At 42.9% G+C, this 16,809-nt stretch carries 15 protein-coding genes and 2 pseudogenes; 14 read left to right on the top strand and 3 right to left on the bottom strand.

All coding sequences use genetic code 11. From position 1 onward, the window contains the following. The first annotated feature begins 296 nt into the window (after positions 1 to 296). Positions 297 to 1,952 (top strand): Na/Pi cotransporter family protein, encoded by a 1,656-nt coding sequence (locus tag C0979_RS03925; protein WP_101694735.1) that lies wholly within the window; start codon positions 297 to 299, stop codon positions 1,950 to 1,952. Here C0979_RS03925 and C0979_RS03920 read toward each other — a convergent pair. Further along, entirely contained in the window at positions 1,949 to 2,935 is a 987-nt protein-coding gene (locus C0979_RS03920; RefSeq protein ID WP_101694734.1) for a P1 family peptidase, read from the bottom strand. The genes C0979_RS03925 and C0979_RS03920 overlap by 4 nt on opposite strands. A gap of 200 nt (positions 2,936 to 3,135) precedes the next feature. Here C0979_RS03920 and C0979_RS12360 point away from each other — a divergent pair. The 8 genes and pseudogenes from C0979_RS12360 to C0979_RS03885 all read left to right on the top strand — a co-directional run. Further along, a pseudogene (locus C0979_RS12360) lies at positions 3,136 to 3,246 on the top strand (diacylglycerol kinase); the annotation flags it as partial. Next, positions 3,234 to 4,385: pseudogene (locus C0979_RS03910) on the top strand (ABC1 kinase family protein); the annotation flags it as partial. The pseudogenes C0979_RS12360 and C0979_RS03910, both read left to right, overlap by 13 nt. An 18-nt stretch (positions 4,386 to 4,403) precedes the next feature. After that, a complete protein-coding gene (locus tag C0979_RS03905) occupies positions 4,404 to 5,024 on the top strand; it encodes a cytidylate kinase-like family protein (RefSeq protein WP_101694732.1) in 621 nt (206 codons plus the stop codon). Between the two features lie 108 nt (positions 5,025 to 5,132). Continuing rightward, positions 5,133 to 5,990, top strand: coding sequence for a putative manganese transporter (locus C0979_RS03900; RefSeq protein ID WP_101694731.1), 858 nt, complete (start codon positions 5,133 to 5,135; stop codon positions 5,988 to 5,990). 77 nt (positions 5,991 to 6,067) lie between these two features. After that, positions 6,068 to 6,634: a DUF6465 family protein gene (locus C0979_RS03895; protein WP_101694730.1), complete on the top strand. Its 567-nt coding sequence runs from the start codon at positions 6,068 to 6,070 to the stop codon at positions 6,632 to 6,634. Between the two features lie 63 nt (positions 6,635 to 6,697). Beyond that, positions 6,698 to 7,507: an ABC-2 transporter permease gene (locus tag C0979_RS03890; RefSeq protein WP_101694729.1), complete on the top strand. Its 810-nt coding sequence runs from the start codon at positions 6,698 to 6,700 to the stop codon at positions 7,505 to 7,507. Between the two features lie 68 nt (positions 7,508 to 7,575). Further along, entirely contained in the window at positions 7,576 to 7,749 is a 174-nt protein-coding gene (locus tag C0979_RS11835) for a hypothetical protein (protein WP_159459848.1), read from the top strand. 104 nt (positions 7,750 to 7,853) lie between these two features. Further along, complete coding sequence (locus C0979_RS03885; protein WP_101694728.1) at positions 7,854 to 8,675, top strand: PHP domain-containing protein; 822 nt, start codon at positions 7,854 to 7,856, stop codon at positions 8,673 to 8,675. A gap of 68 nt (positions 8,676 to 8,743) precedes the next feature. On the opposite strand, the gene feoB is transcribed toward C0979_RS03885, so the two are convergent. Continuing rightward, positions 8,744 to 10,792: a ferrous iron transport protein B gene (gene feoB, locus C0979_RS03880; RefSeq protein WP_101694727.1), complete on the bottom strand. Its 2,049-nt coding sequence runs from the start codon at positions 10,790 to 10,792 to the stop codon at positions 8,744 to 8,746. After that, positions 10,789 to 11,019, bottom strand: coding sequence for a FeoA family protein (locus C0979_RS03875; RefSeq protein WP_101694726.1), 231 nt, complete (start codon positions 11,017 to 11,019; stop codon positions 10,789 to 10,791). Before C0979_RS03875 ends, feoB begins: the two co-directional genes overlap by 4 nt. Before the next feature lie 168 nt (positions 11,020 to 11,187). Here C0979_RS03875 and C0979_RS03870 point away from each other — a divergent pair, with 168 nt between their 5' ends. From C0979_RS03870 to C0979_RS03850, 5 genes are all read left to right on the top strand, one after another. Beyond that, on the top strand, positions 11,188 to 11,952 hold the full coding sequence (locus C0979_RS03870) for a putative ABC transporter permease (RefSeq protein WP_101694725.1): 765 nt from the start codon (positions 11,188 to 11,190) through the stop codon (positions 11,950 to 11,952). A gap of 226 nt (positions 11,953 to 12,178) precedes the next feature. Continuing rightward, positions 12,179 to 13,696, top strand: coding sequence for an isopeptide-forming domain-containing fimbrial protein (locus C0979_RS03865; protein ID WP_242962635.1), 1,518 nt, complete (start codon positions 12,179 to 12,181; stop codon positions 13,694 to 13,696). A gap of 20 nt (positions 13,697 to 13,716) precedes the next feature. After that, entirely contained in the window at positions 13,717 to 14,991 is a 1,275-nt protein-coding gene (leuC, locus tag C0979_RS03860) for a 3-isopropylmalate dehydratase large subunit (protein WP_101694724.1), read from the top strand. Next, on the top strand, positions 14,991 to 15,485 hold the full coding sequence (locus C0979_RS03855; RefSeq protein ID WP_101694723.1) for a 3-isopropylmalate dehydratase small subunit: 495 nt from the start codon (positions 14,991 to 14,993) through the stop codon (positions 15,483 to 15,485). Before leuC ends, C0979_RS03855 begins: the two co-directional genes overlap by 1 nt. Positions 15,486 to 15,514: 29 nt before the next feature. Beyond that, entirely contained in the window at positions 15,515 to 16,792 is a 1,278-nt protein-coding gene (locus C0979_RS03850) for a Na+/H+ antiporter NhaC family protein (RefSeq protein WP_101694722.1), read from the top strand. Positions 16,793 to 16,809: the final 17 nt, after the last annotated feature.

Here is a 16,809-nt window from a genome sequence, read left to right as displayed (position 1 = left end):
GAGGTAGATAGGACAGAGGTGGAAGTGTGGTAACACATGTAGCTGACTGTTACTAATCGGTCGAGGGCATGACCAAGCAAGGTGATAGGTAAAAGGATGAAAACGTTTCTTATATGCAGTTTTGAAGATGTATATAATAGGAAACAACTGGTAATTTCCAGTTGTTTTTTTTATGCTAAAATCAGGTTTTGTAAAATAATTTTACATAGATTTAACATAGGTATTATTAAAATTTGATCTGAGGATGTTATGTTTTATCTGGTTTAACAAGAAGTTAAAGAAAGGTAAAACAAAAGATGAATGAGAATGTTTCTGTAATTTTTGGCCTGGCAGGAGGCCTGGCGTTATTCCTTTATGGAATGAACAGTATGAGTGATGCGCTTCAGAAAGCAGCGGGAGAGCGTATGAAAAAGATTTTGGAATTTCTTACAAAGAACCCTATCATGGGTGCTCTTGCAGGGGCGCTCGTAACGGCAGTACTTCAGAGTAGTTCGGCAACAACGGTTATGGTGATAGGATTTGTAAGTGCAGGACTTATGAAACTTCCGCAAGCGATTTCCGTAATCTTTGGTGCAAATATCGGAACCACAATGACAGCACAGTTGATTGCGTTTAAGATCAGTGATTATATTTATCCAATTATATTTATTGGATTTATGATTTATTTCATCAGTAAAAAAGAAAAAATCAAAAATATTGGTATGGTAATTTTTTCTTTTGGTCTTCTGTTTGAAGGAATTGAAATAATGGGAAGTGTGATGAAGCCGCTTGCAAACAGTCCAATTTTTATTGACATGATGGGGAAAGTATCAGAGATTCCAGTTCTGGGTGTTTTGCTTGGTCTTGTGATGACACTTGTAGTACAGAGCAGTTCAGCTACCATTGCGGTGCTTCAGAATTTTGCAGCTCAGGCAGGACCGGATGGTGTGACCAGCGTCATTGGTCTGGCAGGAGCGATTCCAATTCTGCTGGGAGATAATATTGGTACAACAATTACGGCACTTCTGGCGTCCATTGGACAGTCTAAAAATGCGAAACGGACAGCGGTTGCCCACAGTGTATTCAATATTACGGGAAGTATGGTATTTATTTGGATTATTCCGGTTCTGGTTAAGTTTGTAGAATTTATTTCACCTAAGGGAAATGAAGTTGATATTATTTCTAGACAGATTGCAAACGCCCACACAACATTTAATGTAGTGTGTACATTGATTTGGCTTCCATTGATTCCGCTGATGGTGAAGATTGTTACATGGCTTGTTCGCGGCAATGACGAGAAAGCTACCGTGTTCTGGAAACCGAAATATCTGGATGATAAAGTGATAAGTCAGCCGGCTGCTGCGATCTATCTTGTTGCAAATGAAGTTGATCATCTTTCTGAATTGGCAGCTTCTATGCTGGGAACGATGAAGGACGCCATTACAGAAAAGCAGGACAGACTTTGGCAGGAGAAGCTGGATGAATCTTTCCATGCAGTGAAAAAACTAAGTGACTTATTGAACAATTATATTACAAGATTATTTTCGAGTGGAAATCTGACAGAAGAACAATCCGAACAGGCAGCGGTTCATCTTTATGTATCCAACAACATTGATCGAATTGCGGATCGGTGTGGAGAGGTTTCGGAGATTTGTAAACAGATGAATGAAGAAGGAAAGCAGATGTCAGAGAAAGCACTTTCTGATCTTAGGGAATGTATTCGTATTTCCCAAAGCTTATTTGAAGGCTCTATGGAAGCGGTTAGAGAAGGGAATCAGGATTACGCACAGGAAGTGATAGGGGTTAAGGACAAGCTTCGAAAAGCGCAGAAGAAGCTGAAGAAGGATCATTTAAAACGTATAAAAGCTAAAGAGTGTGATGTGTCCATGACGAAAGAATTTTCTCAAATTTTATATAATTTGGATCGAATTGCTGATGGATGTATTGGAATAGCGGAAGAAGCAGTGAGTTAAATACTCACTGCTTTTTGAATTGCCTTTTCCATAATTTCAGCGGCAAGGGTTCCCACCATGTTAATATCAGCATCAATTTTGCCAATGGATGCAGCATAGATAGAATCGCCGTCAGCCATGGTACCTACCGGATTGATACATCTTGCATAGGCACATCGAGTCATGGATGCCAGTTTGCAAAGTTCTGCTTTAGAAAAATTTCCGTTGGTAATAATTGCGCCAATGGTTGTATTAGTAGAAGGAAGGGGGACCGGATTACCGGACTTTTCTTCTCCAGTAAAGAGGTCCGTAGGGGTAAACATCTGATAGAGGATATCACGCGTGTCGACATAATCGCTTCTATCTTCATTGTGCAGTCCGGCAATCTTTTGACCGGTTTCTGGATTGAAAATGTCTCCCAAAGCATTCAGAACGACGATGGCAGCTATTTTTAAGGGACCGATGGATACTGCGTGAATTCCGATACCGGATTTATCAGCACGTTCCATTCCACAGATTTTCCCAACGGTTGCTCCGATTCCAGCGCCTACATTTCCTTGAAGAAGGGAAGGATCTGTGCAGGGAATCTGAGCGTTTGCACATGCGTCATAACCCATTTGTGCATCTGGTCGGATGTTTGCATCGCCAATTCCAAGATCATAAATGCAGGATTGTAACACTAAGGGAACATTTGCAAATCCGGTAGGGTAGCCAATTCCGTGTTCTTCCAGATAGCGCATGACACCCTCTGAAGCGGAGAGACCGTAAGCGGAACCACCGGACAGTACGATGGCATTGACTGGATTGTCGGCGGTTTCAGGGTTGGCAAGAGGGGTTTCTCTGGAAGCCGGTCCGCCACCACTGATATCGATGCCGACGCGGGCACCATGATCAAAGAGCAGAACGGTTACCCCTGTTTTTGCAGTAGTATTCTGAGCATGCCCGACGTGAAGACCGGGAAGATCTAAGATTGAGATTTCTTGCAGGATTGTTCGATGATTCATAAAAAGCCTCCATTATAGTATAAGTAATATAGCAATTGCTAAAAATGATAGCAGTTAATTATTTTTATTATAGCATTTCAAGTTGAACGTTGTCAGTATATAGGAAAAAGAAAATTTCCATAAAAACTATCTGAAAATAAATACTTTTAATCTTAACTGTAGTACAATATAAGAAAATCTTGGACGAGAAGGTGGACGAAATGGACAGGCAAAAAAAGAATCCTTTGTATCGGAGTTTTGGTTATGCATTCGAGGGGAGTTTCAGCGGGATACGCAAAGAGAGAAATATGAAAATTCATTGCATTGCTGTGTCAAGCTGCTTCCGCCGGTAAGCTTTAAGGATTTGGTAGATCTTGATATGGTGCTGGATGAATTATGGATGGTGACGAAGGAAGAAATGGATTTCCAGACGGAGGCAGCCAACCTAGAGGAGTTTGCCAGAAGAAATAAAGAGATTGCTTTTGTAGGCGTTCCAAAGCTTTATCAAGTGTATACGAATCATTTGGTATTGGTGATGGAATACATAGAAGGGTATGCAATTGATGACCGGGAACATCTGGAAGCAGAAGGCTACGATTTGGAAGAGATTGGAAGTAAGCTGGTCGATCATTACATTAAGCAGGTGATGGAAGATGGTTTTTTCCATGCAGATCCACATCCGGGCAATGTGAAAGTACGGGAAGGAAAAATTGTCTGGCTTGATATGGGGATGATGGGGCGGCTGACGGATTCGGATCGGGAACAGATCGGAAAAGCGATTCAGGGAATTGCATTGCAGGATGTGGGCTTGATTGAAGAAGTTGTGCTGACGTTGGGAGAATTTAAAGAAAAGCCAGATCAGAGCCGGTTGTATGAAGATATCCGGGGGCTTCTTGTGAAATATGGTTCTATGCATATTGGAAAGATTGATCTGGCAGAGATTACGATGAGCCTTATGGAGGTGATGAAGGAAAACAAAATTATTATGCCTCACGGGATGACGATGCTGGCGAGGGGATTGACGCACATGCAGGGCGTGCTGGCAGAAATTGCTCCACAGATCAATATGGTTGAAATTGCGTCTGCTCATATGGCAGGAATTGTATTGGAAGAGCGAAGCTTTAGTCAGGAATTGAAAAAAGGAGGGCGGGAACTATATCGCTCTATTCATAAAGCAATTGGTATCCCGTCATTGGTTTCAGATATTCTGCAAGGTCATTTAAAAGGGCAGACAAAGGTGAATCTGGATCTGCATGCATCAACAGAATTAGAGCGACTTCTTCGCAGACTGGTACGCAATATTGTGATAGGACTTTGGGTGATGGCGCTTTTGATCAGCTCCAGTATTATCTGTACAACGGATATGAAGCCGAAGATATGGGGAATTCCAGCGCTTGGAGCATTTGGATATCTGATTGCATTTGGAATTGTAATGTATGTATTTTTGAAACATATTTTTTCAAGGAAGTAGGATGAAGGAGGGAGTAAGATGACAGATCACAAGATTATTACGATAGGGAGACAGTTTGGAAGCGGTGGCCATGAGATTGGAAATTTGCTGGCAACGAGGCTGGATATTCCTATGTATGACAACAATTTGGTTAGGATGGCAGCAGATAAGCTGGGAATTCGTGAAGAGACGGCGCAGGCAGTGGATGAGACGACATTAAATAGTTTCCTGGCAGGATATGTGTTGGCGCCATTGGAATATTCGCCGTATACTAATTCTATGGAGTGTGCGCAGCCACTGGGAGAGCAGATGTATGATCTGCAGTCAGAGATTATTCATAAGCTGGCGGAGCGTGGACCATGTGTGATTGTCGGGCGCTGTGCAGACTATGTGTTGGCAAAGAATCCTAATTGTATTCATATTTTTATCTGTGCAGACAAAGAGGACCGGATTCGGCGGATCGCAAAGAGGTATGATGTATCAGAGCGGAAGGCAGCAGATAAGATTAAGAAAATTGACCGTGAGAGAAGATATTATTATGAATCGCACACAGGTCAGGAGTGGGGAAGTATAGAATCTCGTCAGATTCTTTTAAATGTCAGCAGGCTTGGTATTGAGCGGACGGTAGATGTGCTGGAAGGAATGTATAAGAACTGGTAAGGATCAGATAAGAAGAAAGTTTTAGAAAAATCTCCTTGCCAAATTTCAGAGCAGAGTCTAAAATAGATCCATTGAGATCATTGACAGGTTTAGGAAGGATGACAAAACATGGATTTATTTGAATCGCTCAAAGAAGTGGTATTAGACAGCGGTATAGATTGTGTGAAGATGTTACCGTTTCTGTTTGCCGCATTTTTGTTGATAGAGGGATTAGAGCACTATTCCGGCGGAGCTTTGGCGCGAATACTAAAAAAAGTGGGAGTAGCAGGACCGTTGGTAGGGGCGATCGCCGGATGTGTTCCCCAGTGTGGTTTTTCAGTAATGGCAGCCAATCTGTATGCCGGAGGTGTGATTTCTCCGGGGACGCTTTTGTCTGTATTTATCGCAACATCGGATGAGGCAATTCTGATTATTATGGGAAGTCCGGGGTACATGAAGGAAGTAGGAGCACTGCTTGCAGTGAAAGTGCTGATTGGTGCGTCGGCAGGATATCTGGTTGACCTGTTCTTGAAAGATAAGATTATGGTTCCTAAGGAACAGGGAGAGCTCTGTACGGAATGCGGATGTCAGGAACATCAGGTGGGAATTCTCCTTCCAGCCTGGTGGCATACGATTCGGATCTTTGTTTATTTATTTCTATTCACCTGTATTTTACATGGGGCGATTGAATTACTCGGTGTGGAGAAAATTTCTACCATGCTTTTAGGGGATACCATATTCCAGCCGGTGGCAGCTGCTGTGATTGGATTGATTCCAAATTGTGCAGCATCGGTACTGTTAACACAGCTGTACTTAAGTGGAGCAATTTCGTTTGCGTCAGTGATAGCAGGCCTTTGTACAGGGGCTGGAGTGGGACTCGTAGTGTTGTTTAAAATGAATCATAATCGTATAGAAAATTTAAAAATTGTGGGAATGCTTTTGGGTATTTCTATTGCTGCAGGTATTGGAATAGATCTTTTCGTCTGAAAATTGCTTTTTTATGGGAATGTGTTATAATAGGTAAGACTAGGTGAAGAGCTTAGGATATATGAGGAGGAATTAAGATGGCTAGAAAGAAAGTAACACGAGTAACTAAGAAACAGGAGACTGCAAAAAAGGTTGCAGCAGAGCCAGTTAAGACCACATCATCCGTAAAGACAGCAGAAGAGAAGGCAGCGCCGGTGGCAAATGAGGTTTCAGCAGAAAAAGCAGAACTAGAGAAGAAAACGTTTGCAGTAGGAGCAGTCAAGGTTGAGACTCCAGAAGAAAAAACAGCAGCAAAGAAAATGCCTGAGACGAAGACACCTGAGACAAAGACAGTAGAGACAAAGACAGTAGAGACGAAGACAGCTGAGGCTAAGACATCCGAGGAGAAAACAGCTGAAAAGGCAACGAAGAAAACAGTGGCAAAAAAGGCAGCTGTAAAGAAAGAACTGAAGGTAAGAGCGATTGTGGAACACGACGGAAAACAGGTCGAAGAAAAGGAAATGATCGCAAGAGTAAAGAAAGCATGGACAAAATCTGGAAGAAAAGTTGGTGAGATCAAGTCTATGGATCTTTATATCAAGCCTCAGGAAAGTGCGATTTACTATGTGATTAACGGAGTAGACACCGGATCCGTTGCATTTTAGGCAGAATTGGCACATACTTAAGGGAAGATAGGCAGCGAATAAGGGGTAAAGGAGATAAGAATTATGATGAATGAAGCAAGTCTGATAATGGAGTCGCTAACAGGCGGTGCAGATGGGCCGACCAGCGTTTTTGTGGCGCTTCCCAAAGAGCTGGAGATGATAATTTTGATTGCGGCGCTTGTGATCGGTGTTGTTTTCTGTCTGTTTGGTCAGAAGATAATTCGAGTGATTGGCGTGGTGACAGGACTTCTGACGGGAGCTGTTTTAGGAACAGTGGCAGCTGTTGTATTCGGGCTTTCCGGCGGAGCGTTTGTGGGATGTGTTGCAGGAACCGGTCTGCTTCTTGCTATTCTGTTTGGAATATTCAGAAAGGCGGGAGTCTTTTGGTCTGTACTGGTTCTGAGTGCAGAGATTGTTTCCGGAATCGGCCTGCTGATTTCACCATCCTATTTCCTGATGATTTCGATTGCAGGATTGGTAGTTGGTTTGCTTCTTGCAATTTTGGCCGTGAAGCAGGAAGAGCTTGTTGCAGTATCTGTTACGGCAATAAGCGGAGGCTTGATGATAGGAAGTGCAGCTTCTTGGTTCATTCAAGGAAGGATAGGACTGCTGACCTGGGTGATCACTGTTTTGCTGGCAGTGCTAGGCATGGTGGTTCAGTTTATGATGCATTCCAGGAAGATGGGAAGAAAAGAAAAGATCCATTCGGAGAAGTTTCGTGAAGCAGTATCGATGGAATCTGAGGTCGAAAAAGCGAGAATGGTTTTGGATGACGAGTTGGCGGGAGACGCTGATGAGGACGCTGACGAGGATATGCAGGACATAGATGACGACGATGATGATATTGAAATTATGAATACAGAGGACTTGTAAAAAGGAGTCCGTTTTATAGAACACCTCTTCTGATATAGTAAAAGCTATAGAAGGAGAGGTGCTTTATTATGGGAAAAAAAGTAAGAATTTTGGCAATGGTATTATGTGGGATGATACAGGCAGTGGTTTTGGTAATGTATAGTTTTACAGAAGGCGAGATTTCTGCATACCCTTCCATACTGATTTGGACGGTGTGTGCATATGTGATTCGGGAGATAGCAGGAAGGAAGAATGCAGCATAGTTTAGGTGGAGGAAAAGGAATCTTATCCTGTTGTTTGGTTTGGTTGTATTTTAGGGCAAATGTGGTATAATTATAAGTAAGATATGAGCGAAGGAGGCTTCCTTATGAAGATAGATATGCACTGCCATGTAAAGGAAGGATCGATAGACAGCAAGGTGAGTCTGGATGAGTATATTACCAAATTGAAAGAACATGGATTTGACGGGATGCTGATCACAGATCATGATACCTATAAGGGGTACAGACATTGGAAGAATACGATGAAGGGCAAGAAGCACGAGGATTTTGTTGTATTGAAGGGGATTGAGTATGATACCTGTGATGCGGGACATATTATTTGTATTATGCCGGAAGGTGTGAAGATGAGGCTTTTGGAACTTAGGGGACTTCCGGTTTCTGTATTGATTGATTTTGTTCATCGTCATGGCGGGATTTTGGGACCGGCACATCCGTGCGGAGAGAAATATTTAAGTTATACCAAGAGTAAAAGGTTCTATCAGTCACCGGAGATTGTTAAGCGGTTTGATTTCATAGAAGCGTTTAATGCCTGTGAATCGAAGGAATCAAATGAGGGTGCCATGAAGCTGGCAAGGAAGTATAAGAAGCCGGGAATCGGTGGAAGTGATGCGCATAAGCTGGAGTGTGTTTCCATGGCGTATACGGAACTTCCGGAGTATGTAACCTGTGAGACAGAACTAATTTCACTGATTAGGAGAAAGGTTCCGATTGAAGCTGGTGGTACATTATACGGTAAGACAACCAAAGACAAGATGGGAAAGGCTAATAAACTGCTGGTCTATTCTTTCTGGTTTTATAATAAAGCAGGAGAGTTGTCCAAGCGCCGAAAGAGAAGGCTGAAAGGACAAGTAGAGAATCCAATGGATCCAATCGATCCTATTGAAATTCCTTATTTAAAGAATCGTTAAAAGAGACTAGAAAAAACCTGCAGGACGAGAGTTTTCGTCCTGCAGGTTTTTGATATATGGGATGTTAGTTATACAAACAGAAGACCAATGTGATATACAAAGGCACTTAGCAGCCAGGCGATACACAATTGGAACAGGAGAATGCCCAATGTAGATTTCCAGCTCTTTAATTCTCTGTGAATGGTTGCGATTGTCGCGGTACAAGGAATATACAGCAGGCAGAAAACCATCATGGCATAGGCGTTGGCTGGGCCGAAGCCTATCGCTCCAAGTGTAGCGACCATAGCGTCCATACCTCCAGCGGTAGTAATATTCTGGATTCCAAACAGTACGCTGCAGCTGGATACAACGACTTCTTTTGCAGCAATTCCGGCAATTAAAGCAACGATGATTTGCCAGTAGCCAAGTCCTGTGGGTTTGAAGAGTGGGACGATGGTTTTCCCGATCATGGAGCCAAAACTCTGACTGATATCCGTAACATAACCTTGCGGACCAAAATTTAAAAGAATCCACATAATTACAGAAGCTACGAAGATGACAGTACCGGCTTTGGTTAAGTAATCCTTGATTTTCTGCCAGACGTAGATAGCGATGGTATGTGCGTTTGGAGATTTATACTCCGGAAGCTCAATCATCAGTGAATGCTCTGCCTTGCTTCCATCTATTTTAGATAGAATAAATGTGGTTATGATTGCTACAGCGATTCCCAAAAGATACATGGAATAACAGACCAGCATGGCATATTTTCCGAAGAACATAGAGGAAAATAATACATAAATCGGAAGTCTTGCGCTGCAGGACATAAATGGGGTTACCAGGATCGTTTTAAAACGGTCCTTTTTATTTTCCAGTGCACGGGAAGCCATGACGGCAGGTACGGTGCAGCCAAAGCCAAGGAGTAATGGCAGGAATGCACGGCCGGACAGTCCGAGTTTACTCATCATATCATCCATTACGAAGGCAACACGGGACATATAGCCACTGTCCTCCAGGATAGCAAGAGCCAAGAACAGGATGAAAATGTTAGGTAAAAACGTCAGGATACCGCCCACACCGGAAATGATACCGTCCACAATGAGTGAAGTAAGCATAGGACTGGCATTTATGGCAGAAAGACCACTGGATACCAGTGCGGAAAAAGATTCCAGACCGATTTCAAAATATCCCTTCAGCCAGTCTCCAATGGTAAAGGTAAAGAAAAAGACCAGCGCCATAATGGCAAGGAAAATTGGAAGTCCTAGATACCGATGAGTAAGGAAACGGTCAATTTTCTCTGTCTTTTCTTCTTTCTTTGATTTGCCTACCAAAATTTCAGAGATGATTTCCTCAATAAAATCATATTTTTGATTGATAATCTCTTTTTCATAGCTTTGATTGGCAATATCTTTGATATCAATCGGGTGATTATCAGTGACGGCTTTGTCCATTTCCAGCATTTTGATGGCATGCCAGCGGGGATTTTGAATATCCGGATATTGAGCGTGAAGCCGTTCCATAATCCGGTCAATTTTATCTTCGATTTCATCACTGTAAACCATGGCATATTCTTCGTGGTGATTGTGTTCATGGGAAGAAGATTTCTTGCCCGGATGATGGTGAATAAATGGCCCCTGTGCCGAGTATTCACTGTGATGTGCTACCGCATGCATCAGAATAGATAAACCGGTTTTCTTTCGCGCCGATACGGGAATGGCTGGGATTCCAAGCATTTCCGGCAGACGGTGAAGATCGATTTCCATACCACGTTCTTCCACAATATCCATCATATTTAATGCCATTACAACGGGTTTCCCAAGTTCAATAAGCTGGAGTGTCAGGTAGAGGTTGCGCTCCAGGCAAGAAGCGTCTACTACATCCACAATGACATCTACCTCATCGCTTAGAATACATTCTCGGGATACAGTCTCTTCCATTGTATAAGAAGTTAGACTGTAGATACCGGGCAGATCAATGAGTTGAAATTCCTGTCCCTGATAGGTGGTTTTCCCTTCTTTTTTCTCCACAGTAACGCCGGGCCAGTTAGCTACTTTTAAGTTAGCGCCTGTATAGGCGTTAAAAAGTGTGGTTTTTCCACAGTTTGGATTGCCGATGAATCCGACTTTGATAATATCGCTCATGATTCCGTTACCTCCGTTACTTCGATATGATCTGCAATTCGTTTGCCGAGTGCAAATCGCGTGCCGCGAAATTTGGCGGTCAAGGATCCTTTTTTGTCATTGTTCAGAATCGTGATCTGCGAACCCTCTGTAAGGCCAAGAGCCTCCAGGCGGCGTTCCAATTCCAGTTCTATATTGATGGATTGTACCTGGTAGGTATGATGATTCTTTCCTTGTTTTAAAGTCATATCCAGTTGCTCCTCTTAAGTGTTATTGATAATTATTATCTATTACGTCAGAAGATATCATAACACTAATTGACGGAATTGGCAATGTGAAGTATACTGTAACATACAATTTTTCAAGGGAATCTTACAAAAAATTACAAGAAAAGGAAATGAGAAAGGAGTAAAAAATTGCTTTTGCTATATGATTTTCTATGGTGTTTCTTTATTTACGGATTGCTTGGGTGGTGCACGGAAGTAGCGTTTGCCGCAGTCAAATCTGGAAAATTTGTGAATCGGGGATTCTTAAATGGTCCGATTTGCCCGGTCTATGGTGTAGGTGTTGGTATTGTAGTGTTTTTGTTATATGATTATCGGGATCGGATTGTACTGCTGTATGTATTGTCCACGATTTTGGTAACATTTATTGAATGGATGACCGGCTATCTGATGGACAAAATTTTTCATCACAAATGGTGGGATTACTCTCATGTGCCGTTGAATATTGGAGGGTATGTATGTCTGCTGTTCTCATTAGTCTGGGGCGTGGCGTGCGTGTTTATTGTGAAAGTGATTCATCCGTTGATTGCAAGAATTGTAGGAATGATTCCGATTACGGCGGGTGTTGTGATCTTGTGCGTTTTGGTGGGTGCAACCTGCGCGGATATCTGTGTGACGACTCTTCGGGTATTGAAGATGAATCATCATTTGGATATGATGGAAAGAGTGGCAGAAGAGCTGAAGGAGTTGTCCGACAAGCTGGGAGAAAATATTTACGAAAATGTTATGGAGCAGCATGAGCGGGCGGAAAAACTGCGCGAGAAGTATACAGAACTTGCAAAGACCAGTACGCATCTGGGAAGTCGGTTTGTAAAGGCGTTCCCGAAAATGCAGTCCAGAAGACATCAGGATCTGCTGGAGGAAATCAGACAAAATCTAAAGAAAGGCCGGAGATAATCCGGTCTTTTTTTGAAATCTAAACTTTTTCTTACGGCTATTGACAAAAGGGAAAAATACAGCTATGATTATCTCACTCGTCTAAGAAATCTTATTATTCAATGGGGCATCCCCGCGGGAAAGTTCATTCCCAGATTCCAAAACGAGAAGAACAACATATAGGAAAGGAGGACAGTTAAGGCGTTACTTTTGTAAATTTTGATTCGTAAAAGAAGGAGTTGTAATTATGAAAAGAAAGAAACCAGGCCGTCTCTTTTTGAATGTGATGGTATGTCTTGGTATGGCGCTGGGATGGTGCTTAAGCGGCATTGGAGAAATGGAAGCGAAAGCAGAAGAAGTGCAGTTGGTAAAAGGAGAAAAGGTACAGTATATGGGATATGAAACCCACTATTATTATGTGAACGGAAATCTGGCGTACTGTCTGGAGCCTGATATGAGGTCTCCGGGAAGTGGGTCTTATCCGTCTGAGGAGCTGGGAAGTGATGAACTCCTGGCAAAAGCAATGTATTATGTTTATGGAGGACCGGGCTTTGAAGCATATATGAAACCAACTTTGACGGGAGGGTGGGATCAGAATGACCGTTCCTATTGTCTGTCCCATTGTATTTTGTCTTATATTTATGATGGATGCAGTCAGAACAGTGCGGGATTTATTGGTCTTAATGAGGATTTAAAGAAAGCGGTTGTACAGTATACCAATGCGATTGGGAGCTGGCCTGCCATTCCTAAGACGGATATTTCTCTTTCTGCTGACAGCCTCAAAGCGTTTTTTGATAAAGAGAAAGGCTGCCAGCGCACCGAAGTGGTTACATGCACAGGCGATCCTTCCAATTCGTTGATCTTTTCTCTGCCGGAAGGAGTGGCTCTGGTGGATGCAGGCACAGGAAGAGAACAGACGGGCAGAGTAGAGGTGTATGGTCAGGAACGGTTCTATTTGGCAGCAGATGTTGCCTGGGGAAATGGAACCTTTTGGGAGAGTGGGCCGATTCAGGGGACGCTTGATAAAACGTGGAGAACGTTAGTTGTAAAAACAGGCGGTGGAAGCCAGGATATGGGAAGTGGTCATCTGGTAACGGTGGAGCCGTCTACAGTATCTTTAAATGTCAAATGGATCCCACAGCCGGAAGTGTTTGTAGATAAGTATGCAGACAAGGAAAGCAAGCTCTATCAGGTTGGAGATGTGATTACTTATACGGTGGATGTGACGCAGCAGATTCAGGATGCAGTCGCCAAAAATGTAATTCTCACAGATACTATTCTTACAGAAGGGGTCAAACTTCAAAAAGATTCTATCGTTCTGCTGGATGCAGAACATCATGTCGTGTCAGAGGCAAAGATATCCGTAACAGGCAATTCTTATACGATTCATACAGCGGATTTCCTGCAGAGTGTAGAGGCGGGAGAAAAATATACCGTAGAATATCAGGTGGTAATCGTTGATGAAGAACTGATTGGAAAAGAGATTGAAAATCAGGTGGTGGTGCGCTCAGATAACGCGCCGGAAGCAGAAGATGAGGAAAAAGTGAAAGTAGAAAAACCAAAGGAGCCGGAAAAACCGCAGAAACCAGAAGAACCACAGAAGCCGGAAGAGCCACAGAAGCCACAAGAGCAACAGCCAAGGCAAGAAAAGGCAGAAAGCATCAAGACAGGAGATGGAGCGAATTTAATCGTTCTTATGCTGTTCGTGATTCTTTCTTGCACCGCAATTATTACCTGTGTTAAAATAACGAGTAAGACTAAGTAAAAGAACAGGAGGGTGTTGCAATGGGAATGACGATGACGCAGAAGATTTTAGCTGCGCATGCAGGACTTGAATCTGTGACGGCAGGACAATTAATTGAAGCAAAACTGGATGTAGTAATGGCGAATGATATTACCGGGCCGATGGCGCTACCGATTTTAAAGCAGATGTCAGATACGGTATTTGATAAGGATAAGGTTGTATTTGTACCAGATCATTTTACACCGAACAAGGATATTAAATCAGCGGAAAATTCTAAGGCGATCCGTGAGTTTTCGAAAGAGCAGGGATTGAAGTGGTATTTTGAGCAAGGAAAATCTGGAGTAGAGCATGCGATTCTTCCGGAGGCAGGTGTAGTGGCAGCAGGAGAATGTATTATTGGAGCAGATTCACATACCTGTACGTACGGTGCGCTTGGTGCGTTTTCAACAGGTGTTGGGACGACGGATATTGCAACCGGTATGGCAACGGGAGAATTGTGGTTTAAGGTGCCGGGAGCGATTCGATTTGTTTTAAAAGGAAAACTGTCTCCATATGTCAGTGGTAAGGATGTGATCATTCATATTATCGGAAAGATCGGTGTGGATGGAGCATTGTATAAGTCTATGGAGTTCACAGGAGATGGAATTGCGAATCTGACGATGGATGACCGCTTTACTATGGCAAACATGGCAATTGAAGCGGGGGCGAAGAACGGGATCTTTCCGGTGGATGCGTTGACAGAGGAATACTTGAAAGCACACACGGAAAAGCAGTATCAGGTTTATGAGGCAGACGCTGATGCAGAGTATGAAGAGACGATTGAAATAGACTTATCAGAAGTACGCCCAACCGTTGCATTCCCACATCTTCCGGGAAATGCAAAGACAATCGATGAGATTGAGGCCATGGAGCCAATTAAGATTGATCAGGTCGTTATCGGGTCTTGTACTAATGGAAGAATCTCAGATATGAGAAAGGCAGCAGCAATCCTGAAAGGACATACGGTACATCCGGATGTGCGTGTAATGGTTGTTCCTGCAACACAGAAAATTTATAAACAGTGTATTGAAGAAGGGCTTCTCGATATCTTTGTGGATGCGGGATGCGCAGTTAATACGCCAAGCTGTGGACCTTGTATGGGAGGTCATATGGGGGTTATGGCAGCGGGAGAGAAGTGTGTGTCTACAACGAACCGGAATTTTGTAGGACGGATGGGTCATGTGGACTCTTTGATCTATCTTGCATCTCCAGAAGTGGCGGCAGCAAGTGCGATTGCAGGACAGATTGCAAATCCAGAGAAAGCAGGTGAAAGATAATGAAGGCATTGGGACATGTATTTAAGTATGGAGACAATGTAGATACAGACGTTATTATTCCGGCAAGATATTTGAATTCTTTTGACCCTCAGGAGTTGGCAAGTCATGCAATGGTGGACATTGATCCGGAATTTGCAGGCAAGGTGCAGCCAGGCGATCTGATTGTGGCGAATAAGAATTTTGGGTGTGGATCTTCCAGGGAACATGCGCCACTGTGTCTTAAGACAGCAGGGGTGAGCTGCGTGATTGCAGAAACATTTGCCAGAATTTTTTATCGGAATGCGATTAATATCGGACTTCCTATTATTGAATGCCCAGAAGCAGCCAATGGAATTGAAGCAGGTGATGAAGTAGAAGTCGATTTTGATAGTGGAAAAATCTATAATCGGACGAAGAAAACGGAGTTTCAGGGACAGCCGTTTCCGCCATTTATGCAGAAGTTGATTGCGGCAGGCGGATTAGTCAATTATACAAATAGTAAGAAAAATAGATAAGATATAAGAGATGTAAGAGAGGTATCTGAATGGGAAACGAGAGAGGTAATGGGGCGGCATTGCTGCCGATAGGGGTGTTTTTAGTTATTTTTTTAGGATCTGGAATTATTACCGGAGATTTTTATGCAATGCCGGCAATTGTGGCATTTTTGATTGCGTTGATGATTGCATTTCTGCAGAATCGCGGATTGAGCTTTGAGGAAAAAATTTCCGTAATATCAAAGGGCGTGGGCGATGAAAACATTATCACCATGAGTTTGATCTTCCTAAGTGCAGGGGCGTTCTCTGGTGCCGTAACAGCAGCAGGCGGAGTGGAGAGTACGGTAAATTTAGGCCTTTCCATTTTGCCGGCGAAGGTAGCAGTTGTGGGATTATTTGTGATCGGATGTTTTATATCTGTGTCCATGGGAACTTCAATGGGAACAATTGCAGCATTGGCGCCGATTGCAGTGGGGATTAGTGAAAAGACTGGATTTTCCCTGGCAGTTTGTATTGGAGCAGTAGTTTGTGGTGCAATGTTTGGCGATAACCTATCCATGATTTCTGATACAACGATTGCGGCAGTCAAGACACAGGGGTGTCAGATGAAGGACAAGTTTAGAGAAAACTTTTTCATTGTACTTCCGGCGGCGATTATTACCATTGTGATTTTCTTTTTTATCACAAGGAATGGTGATTTCAAACTGGCTGAAGAATTGTCCTGTAATATTTGGCGGGTACTTCCGTATGTATTGGTTTTGGTAGGCGCACTGATTGGAATCAATGTGTTTTTGGTTTTAATTAGCGGTACAGTAATTTCACTGATTGTCGGAGTGGCAACGGGAAGCCTTGCAGTGGGAGATATGTTCTCAGCTGTAGGGGAAGGCGTAACGGGAATGTATGATATCACAGTGATTTCCATCGTAGTGGCATGTATTGTTTCACTGGTAAAGGAATTTGGCGGTATCCAGTTTATTTTAAATCTGATTAAGAAAAGTATCAAAGGACAAAAGGGTGGAGAGGTTGGAATTGCCGGATTGTCTTTGCTGGTAGATATGTGTACGGCGAACAACACAGTAGCTATCGTAATGGCAGGCCCTATTGCAAAAGAAATCAGCGATGAATTTGAGATTTCTCCAAGAAGATCAGCATCGCTTCTCGACATTTTTACATCTGTCGGACAGGGAATGATTCCTTATGGAGCGCAGCTTTTGTCAGCTGCAAGTCTTACTGGTCTGACGCCATTTGCGATTATGCCATATCTTTTTTATCCAATTTTGATGGCAATTAGTGCGGTGGTATTCATACTGTTCCGAAAAGCAAAATAATGATAGAAGGGTGAGAA

The sequence above is a fragment of the Dorea phocaeensis genome (assembly GCF_900240315.1).
GTDB classification, from domain to species: domain Bacteria; phylum Bacillota; class Clostridia; order Lachnospirales; family Lachnospiraceae; genus Dorea_B; species Dorea_B phocaeensis.
Note: the sequence above shows the minus strand (reverse complement) of the source record. Positions and strands in the feature narration are given on the sequence as shown.